The organism is Thermus sp. (assembly GCF_037444525.1).
In the GTDB taxonomy this organism is placed as follows: domain Bacteria; phylum Deinococcota; class Deinococci; order Deinococcales; family Thermaceae; genus Thermus.
Genome location: NZ_JBBIMD010000084.1, coordinates 1 through 7,274, shown reverse-complemented (window position 1 = coordinate 7,274; position 7,274 = coordinate 1). Strand labels below are relative to the sequence as shown.

Below are 7,274 nucleotides of genomic sequence, written 5' to 3'. Positions count from 1 at the left end.
TTTTCGGAGCGGATAGAGGGCCTGGAGGCGGTGGGCCCCCCGGACCTCGAGGCCCCTTGGGTCCTGCCGGGCTTCATAGACCTCCACGTCCACGGGGGCGGGGGACGGGAGGCCATGGAGGGGGAAGAGGGGATCCGGGCCCTTCTCGCCTTCCACCTGCGCCACGGGACCACGGCCCTCCTGGCCACCACGGTGACCGCCCCCTTGGAGGACCTCCTAAAGGTGCTGGAGGCGGCCCAAAAGGTGATGGCCCGCCCAGGGCCGGGGGAGGCCCGCCTTCTTGGGGTGCACCTGGAGGGCCCCTTCATCTCCCCCCAGCGTCTTGGGGCCCAGCCGCCCTACGCCAGGCCCCCTAGCCGGGAGGAGCTTAAGGCCCTCTTGGCCTTCCGAGGGGTGCGCGTCGTAACCCTCGCCCCGGAACTCCCCGGAATGGACTGGGCCATCCCCTACCTGGTGGAGAGAGGGGTGCGGGTCCAGATCGGGCACACGGAGGCGGGTTACGGGGAAACCCTGAAGGCCCTGGAACGGGGGGCTTCGGGCTTTACCCACCTCTTCAACGCCATGCCCCCCCTGCACCACCGCGCCCCCGGCCCCCTGGGGGCCGCCTTTGAGCGGGGCCTTTGGGCGGAGGTCATCCCCGATGGCCTCCACGTCCACCCCGCCCTCCTCCGCCTGGCCCACCGCCTGGTCCCTGGCCTCTATGCGGTCACGGACGCGGTGGCCGCCGCCGGCATGCCCGACGGTACCTACCCCTTGGGGGCCCACCGGGTGGAGAAGCGGGGGGAAGGGGTGTGGCTGGGGGAGGGCTTGGCGGGGAGCACCCTTACCATGGACCGGGCCTTCGGGCGCCTTTTGGAGTTCGGCTTTTCCCTGGAGGAGGCCCTGGCAATGACGAGCCTCCGCCCCGCGGCCTACCTGGGGCTTGCGCACAGCCTGGAGGTGGGCCGCCCTGCGGACTTCCTCCTATGGAAGGGAGGGCTTTTGGAGGTCTACCTAGGGGGGCGTAGGGTCCGGAGGTGAGCGGGGGTCCACCCGCCACTCCCAAACGCCTGGTACGGCCCCTTCAGCCTTCCAGGCGGTACACCCGGGAGGGCCGCCCCGGGCCCCCGTGGACGGGTTCCGCCCGCACGCGCCCCTCGAGGCGGAGGGCCTCCAGGTAGCGCCAGGCGGTGACCCGGGAAAGGCCAAGGGCTGTCGCCACCTCCTCCACGGTCTTTTCCCCCTCGCGCAGGCAAAACAGGATGCGCTCTGAGGTCTGGGGGTCCAGGCCCTTCTGGATCCGCCTACGGGCGAGAAAGCGGTCCAGGTCCTCCTGGGAAACCCGCTCCTTGGCCCTCAGGCTCCGAAAGGCCCGGTACCGGGCCAAGGCCTCCCGAAGCCGGGCCCGGCCAAAGGGCTTCACGATGTAGTCCATGGCCCCGCCCAGGAGGGCCCGTTCCACCGTGGGCACGTCCTTGGCCGCGGTGATCACCACGGTGTACAGACCCCCTAAGGCCGGGAGCAGGTCCAGGCCGTGGCCGTCCGGCAGGTAAAGGTCCAAAAGGACCAGATCGGGGCCCAGGTCCAGGGCCTCCAGGGCGGCCTCGAGGCTCTCCGCCACCCCCACCACCTTCAGGCCCTCCGCCTCCAAAAAAGCCCGATGGAGGGAGGCCACCCGGGGGTCGTCCTCTACGATGAGCGCCCGCTCAGAGGCTCCGGAAAGAAGGCCCGGAATACGGTCCATCCTTCCTCCCTATGGTAGCCCAGCTCGCCCCCCAGGGAGCGCGCCTGGGCCCGGGCCAAAGCCAGGCCGTACCCCCGCCCAGCCCCCCGGCCGCTGACCCCGGGAAGGAAGAGGGCTTCCTCCCCTGGGGGAAGCCCCGGACCGTTGTCCCAAACCTCCACCACCAGGCCCTCCTCCAAACGGAAGATCAGCCTCACCTCTCCCCCCGGCTTGGGGGCAGCCTCCAAGGCGTTCTCCAGGAGGTTGCCCACCACGGAGGCCAGCACCTCCCCCATGGGGGCGTAGCGGGCCGGCAGGACCCCCTCCAGCCGGAGGGCCACCCCCCGTTCCCGGGCGCGGCGCACCTTGCCGAGGAGAAGGGCCGCCAGAATGGGAAGCTCCACCTGGCCCAGGAGGGAGGAAAGCTCCGCCTCCGCAGCCAGCTCACCCTGGACAAGCCGCAGGGCCTCCTCGGTCCGCCCAAGCTCCAAAAGCCCCCCTACCGCGTGGAGGAGGTTCTGGAACTCGTGGGCTTGTGCCCGGAGGAGCTCCAGGTGCCTACGGCTTTGGGTGAAGCCCTCGGCCAGGCGGATGATCTCGGCCTGCTCCTGGAAAACCACCACCCGGTAGCGCCCCACGGCCCCCAGCCGCACCCGGGCGGGCCGGCCGGTGGGAAGGGGCAGGAGATCCTCTCCCATCCTCCAAGCCCCCTTGGCCTCCAGCGCCGGCCACACCCGGTGCAGGGGAAGGGGGGTCAGGGCCCCTGGGGGTAGGCCCAGGAGGCTCAGGGCCCTGGGGTTGAGGAAGACCACCTCCCCCTCCGCCAGAACCGCCACCCCCTCCTCCAGGACCTGGAAGGCCGCCTCCAAGGCTCCAAGCCGCTGGACCGCCTCGGCCAAGGGCAGGCCGAGGCGGCGGCGGACCCAGCCCAGCACTCGGGCCCTGGCCCAAAGGAGAGTGCCCATGCCGGCCAAAAGGGGAAGGAGGAGGCTGGGCCGGTAAAGGGGGTAGGTTCCCTCAAGCTCCCAGGCTCCCCGGGGCCCGGGCCGGGCCGCCCAGACCTCGAGGCCCCCCAGGCCCAGGGCCACCCTCTCCCCCACCTCCCCCAGAAGGGGAGCGGGCTCCCGGGGCCGGGGGGTGAGGTGCACCCCCAACCCCTCCAAGGCCCTGGGGTCCTCCACGCGGGCGGCGGCCTCAAGAAGGGCCCTGGCCTCTCCCAAAAGGAGGCCTGCCAGGTGCCGGTTGGCCTCCCATCCCCAAAAGGCCCAAAGGACCAGGAGGAGCAGGAAAAGCGGGAGCAAAAGGGCACGGGCCATGGCCGCATTATCCCTTGCGGCCCCGGCCCCGCCCCTAGGAAGGGTAGACCAGGGCTTCCCCGGGATCAAAGGCCAGGCGAGGGCGGGGGTCCCCCACGGGCCCCAGGCTGGTGAAGCGGAGGAGGACCTCCCCCACCCGGACCCAGTGCTCGTACTGGCTTCCCAGGTAAAGGCTGTGGGCCAGATCCCCCTCCAGGAAGTTGGCCTCCCCCGGGAGGGCGGGGTGGAGGACCTCAGGGCGCAGGACCAGCCGGGCCAGCCGCCCCGGGGTCAGGGAACCCATGGCCCGGGCCCGGAGGGTGAACCCTACCAGCTCCACCCGGGCCATCTCCCCTTCTAGGCCTACCACCAGGACCTCCACCACGTTGGGGTTGCCCAGAAAGTCGGCCACGAAGAGGGTCCTGGGGTTGCGGTAAAGCTCCTCCGGGGTGCCCACCTGCTCGATCCGGCCCTCGTTGAGGAGGGCGATGCGGTCGGCGATGGCCATGGCCTCCCCCTGGTCGTGGGTGACGAAAAGGGCAGCCTTCCCCGTGGCCTTCAGGGTTTCCCTGAGCCAGACCCGGGCCTGGTCCCGGAGCTTGGCGTCTAGGTTGGAAAGGGGCTCGTCCAGAAGGAGGAGCTTGGGGTCGTAGGCCAAGGCCCGGGCCAAGGAGACCCGTTGCTGCTGCCCCCCTGAAAGGGCCCCGGGGTACCGGCGCTCCAAGCCGGTGAGCCCCAGACGGTCCAGAAGGGCCAGGACCCGCTCCCTGACCTCCTTTTCGGGAATTCGGCGTAGCCTTAGACCGTAGGCCACGTTCTCAAACACCGTGCGGTGAGGCCAAAGGGCGTAGGACTGGAAAACGAGGCCCAGGTTGCGCCGCTCTGGGGGAAGGAAGACCCCGCGCGCACCGTCAAAGAAGACCTCCTCGCCCAGGAGGATCCGTCCCCCTGTGGGCCGGACCAGGCCCGCCACAGACCGGAGCAGCGTGGTCTTGCCCGATCCTGAAGGCCCAAGGAGGGCCACGATCTCCCCCGGGACCACGCTCAGGTCCACCCCCTGAAGGACCAGGTTTTCCCCAAGCCGCACCTCCAGGCCTTCCACCCTCAAGGAAACCCCAGCCGAATCCCCTACGTTCCCCCTTCCCATGGGCTCCCTTTCTTCGCGCCGCGAAAAGCCCTTGCCGAACACTCTTCACCTCACAAGCCTTGGGGGCGTACCCCAAGCCGGTTGGCCAGCAGAAAGACCGCGCTCACGATGAGGACCTGCAAGGTGGCCAAGGCGGCGATGACGTCCACCGCCCCTGTACCCCACAAGGCCACGATCTGGGCACCCAAGACCTCTGTCCCCGCGGTGAGGAGGTACACCCCCGTGGAGTATTCCCGCACGAACTGGATGAACAGGAGAAACCAAGCGGTCAGGATTCCCCCCCTAAGAAGGGGCAGGGTGCCGTCCAGGAAAGCGCGGAGGGCGGAAGCCCCGGCGATGCGGGCCGCCTCCTCCACCTCCCGCCCCACCTGCACCAGGGCCGCGGTGAGGAGCCGGACCCCGTAGGGCATCCAGACCACGGTGTAGGCCAGGATCAGGCTGAGGAGGGTGGTTCGGATGGGGGCCAGAGGCTTGAAGAAAAGGAAGATCCAGAGGAAAGCCAGCCCCATGACCAACCCGGGCACCGCCCGGGGCAACCCCGCCAGGTAGTCCAGCGCCCGGCCCCAACCCCGCCCCCGCTGGATGCCCAGGGCCACGAGGAGGTAAAAGGCCAAGGCGGTTACTCCTCCCAAGGTGGCCACGACCAGGGTGTTGGTCACCGCCCGGCTAAGGTTGGGCAACTTGAAGACCTCCGCGTAGTGGCCCAGGGTGAAGACCTCCCTCAGGTCCACCCCTGGGCCCCAGCTGGCCACCAGGCTCCGGAAGACCACGCCCAGAACCGGAAGGATCACCGCCACCAAAAGGTAGAGGGCCAGGATCAGGGCCCACACGTAGCGCAGGCGCCCCAGGGGAAGCTTTTCCGTGCGGTACCCCCGGGCACCTATGGCCACGTACCGCCCTTCCATGCGACCCACCAGGTAGCGCTGGAGGAGGACGAGGGCCAGGGCCACCAAAACGATGGCCACGCTCACCGCCGCCATGAGGTGATAGGCGGAGGTGCCCGTGATGGCCGTAAGGCGGTAAAGGTAGGTGGTGACCACCATGATCCCCTTGGCATCCCCCAGGACCAAGGGGAGGCCAAAGAGCTCAAACCCCAAGAGGAGCATGAGCGCCCCGCTGTAGACCAAAGCGGGGCGCACCAGGGGCAGGGTCACGGAGAGGGCCACCCGGTAGGGCCTAGCCCCCGCCACCCGGGCGGCCTCTTCCAAGGAGGCGTCCACGTTCTGGATGGTGCTGGCCACGTAAAGGTAAACGTAAGGTACGTGGGTAAGGCCGGCGATCACCGCGATGGCAGGCAGGGTGTAGATGGTCCAAGGCACCCGCCCCAAGACCCCCTCCACCCACCCGGAAACCAACCCCGAGGGGCCGAAGGCCACGATAAACCCTATGCCCAGGATAATGGGGGAAATGAAGATGGGGGCAAGGAGGAGGAGCTCAAAAAGGCGCGCCAGGGGCAGGTCGGTCTTGGTCACCAAGAAGGCGAAGAGGCTACCCAGGGGTACGGCCACCAAAACCATCCCCAGGCCGATGAAGAGGGAGTTCCTCAAGGCCTCAAAGAAATAGGGGTCGTGCAGGATGTACCGGTAGGCCTCGAGGGCAAAGGACTTCACCGGGGCGAAAAAAGGGGCGGTAAGAAGGCTCTGGTACAGGAGAATCCCAATAGGAGCGAGGACCATGGCCCCTACCAGGGCCGTAAGGAGGGCCACCGGCCAGGCCACAACGCTTTGGGAAAGCCTACCCACCCGGGTGACCATCCTTCTACTGCCCCCGCACCGCCTGGCGCCAGAAGGTGAGGAAGCGCATCCGTTCCGACGGGTCCAGGTTTTTCAGGATCTCGCGGGACACCGGGATGGCGTAGACCTTATCCTTGCCGCCCACCGCCCGGTACAGGGCCTGGGGCGTGGCCTCCCCCACCACCGTCTCCCGACGGGCGAAGATCAGGGCGGTGTAGGCCATGAGGTTCTGCCCCCGCAAGGAGAGGAGGTAGTCCAGGAAGAGCTTGGCGGCATTGGGATGGGCAGCCCGTTTGCTGATGAGCGCCACCCTTTGGATGGCCACCGTGCCGTCGGTGAGGTAGACGATGCCCAGGTCCTTCACCGTGCGCTGGCGCAGGAGGGCGTAGGAACCGAAGAAGCCGTACGCCAGGTAGTGCTCACCGGAAATGACCTTCTCAAAGGCCGCCCCTGTGGAGGAGTAAAGGGCAACCTGGGCCCGCCCAAAGGCTCGGGCCAGGTCTTGGAAGGCGGGGTGGCGGTCGGAGTCGGCCTTGAGGATGGTAAACCCCACCGCGCTCCGCTCGGGGTCCCAGGTGGCCACCCGGCCCCGCATCCTGGGCTCCTGAAGGAGGCGGGCCAGGCCCTCCCGGGTGGTGGGGACCTCCTCAGGCTTGAGGAAACGCCGGTTGTACACCACGACGGCGGGCTCCAGGGTGACGCCATAGGCCAGGTTCTCCAAACGCGAGTTGGCCGGCCAGTTCCTGGCTTCCGGGGAATCGTAAGGCAGGGCGTACCCGTCCACAGCCAGCTTCACCTGGAGCTCCATGGCGCTAGACCAAAGGAGGTCCGCGCTCCTAGCCCCCGCAGCCGTCTCGCTGACGAAGCGGTCGTAAATGGCCTGGGTACCAAGATCATTGTATTCTATCTGGATAAAGGGGTAGAGGCGCCGAAAATCGTCCAGGAGGGCTTGGGCGCTGGACTGGTCCGTAGAGGAGTAGATGATCAGCCTCCCTTCCTTCTTGGCCCCCTCCACCACGGCGGGGTCGGAAGCCGGCTTAGTCTGCTGGGCCAAGGCCAAGACGCCTGCGAGCAGAACCAAAGGACCCCAAAGTTTCCTCCACATTCCCATCCACCTCCCACGTGGGTTTAACAGGGGACACTATAGGCGGGACCTTCTTCTCAGGCAAGGCCGGTTACGTTTTTTTCCCGCTGGTTCCTGGGGGCACAAGGACTGGGAAAGAGGCCCTTCCCACTGCCAAAATACCCCCAAAGGGTAGCAAGCCGCGCGAGGTAAGCTCGTGCCATGAGGAGAACGTCCAGGGAACAGGCGCGCCTTCCCTCCCAAGGGGTGTCCCTGTTTAGGCTCCTTGGCGCCTTCTTCTATGTGGGCCTCACCGCCTTCGGCGGGGGGGGAT

At 68.1% G+C, this 7,274-nt stretch carries 6 protein-coding genes; 1 reads left to right on the top strand and 5 read right to left on the bottom strand.

The window, feature by feature from the left end:
• A partial coding sequence (locus WKI94_RS11090; protein WP_337845795.1) for an N-acetylglucosamine-6-phosphate deacetylase occupies positions 1-1,020 on the top strand: 1,020 nt, incomplete at its 5' end.
• 43 nt (positions 1,021-1,063) lie between these two features.
• On the opposite strand, the gene WKI94_RS11085 is transcribed toward WKI94_RS11090, so the two are convergent.
• The 5 genes from WKI94_RS11085 to WKI94_RS11065 form a co-directional block, all read right to left on the bottom strand.
• Entirely contained in the window at positions 1,064-1,723 is a 660-nt protein-coding gene (locus WKI94_RS11085) for a response regulator (protein WP_337845794.1), read from the bottom strand.
• A complete protein-coding gene (locus tag WKI94_RS11080; protein ID WP_337845793.1) occupies positions 1,669-3,018 on the bottom strand; it encodes an ATP-binding protein in 1,350 nt (449 codons plus the stop codon). Before WKI94_RS11080 ends, WKI94_RS11085 begins: the two co-directional genes overlap by 55 nt.
• 34 nt (positions 3,019-3,052) lie before the next feature.
• On the bottom strand, positions 3,053-4,099 hold the full coding sequence (locus WKI94_RS11075; protein ID WP_337845792.1) for an ABC transporter ATP-binding protein: 1,047 nt from the start codon (positions 4,097-4,099) through the stop codon (positions 3,053-3,055).
• A 95-nt stretch (positions 4,100-4,194) separates the two neighbouring features.
• On the bottom strand, positions 4,195-5,898 hold the full coding sequence (locus WKI94_RS11070) for an iron ABC transporter permease (RefSeq protein ID WP_337845791.1): 1,704 nt from the start codon (positions 5,896-5,898) through the stop codon (positions 4,195-4,197).
• A gap of 4 nt (positions 5,899-5,902) precedes the next feature.
• Positions 5,903-6,958, bottom strand: a complete 1,056-nt coding sequence (locus WKI94_RS11065) for an ABC transporter substrate-binding protein (protein WP_337845790.1) — start codon at positions 6,956-6,958, stop codon at positions 5,903-5,905.
• Positions 6,959-7,274 lie beyond the last annotated feature (316 nt).

What these genes read in the sequence shown, in the direction of transcription:
- WKI94_RS11085 (WP_337845794.1), bottom strand. Translation starts at nt 1,723, where the DNA reads ATGGACCGTATTCCGGGCCTTCTTTCCGGAGCCTCTGAGCGGGCGCTC.
- WKI94_RS11080 (WP_337845793.1), bottom strand. Translation starts at nt 3,018, where the DNA reads ATGGCCCGTGCCCTTTTGCTCCCGCTTTTCCTGCTCCTCCTGGTCCTT.
- WKI94_RS11070 (WP_337845791.1), bottom strand. Translation starts at nt 5,898, where the DNA reads ATGGTCACCCGGGTGGGTAGGCTTTCCCAAAGCGTTGTGGCCTGGCCG.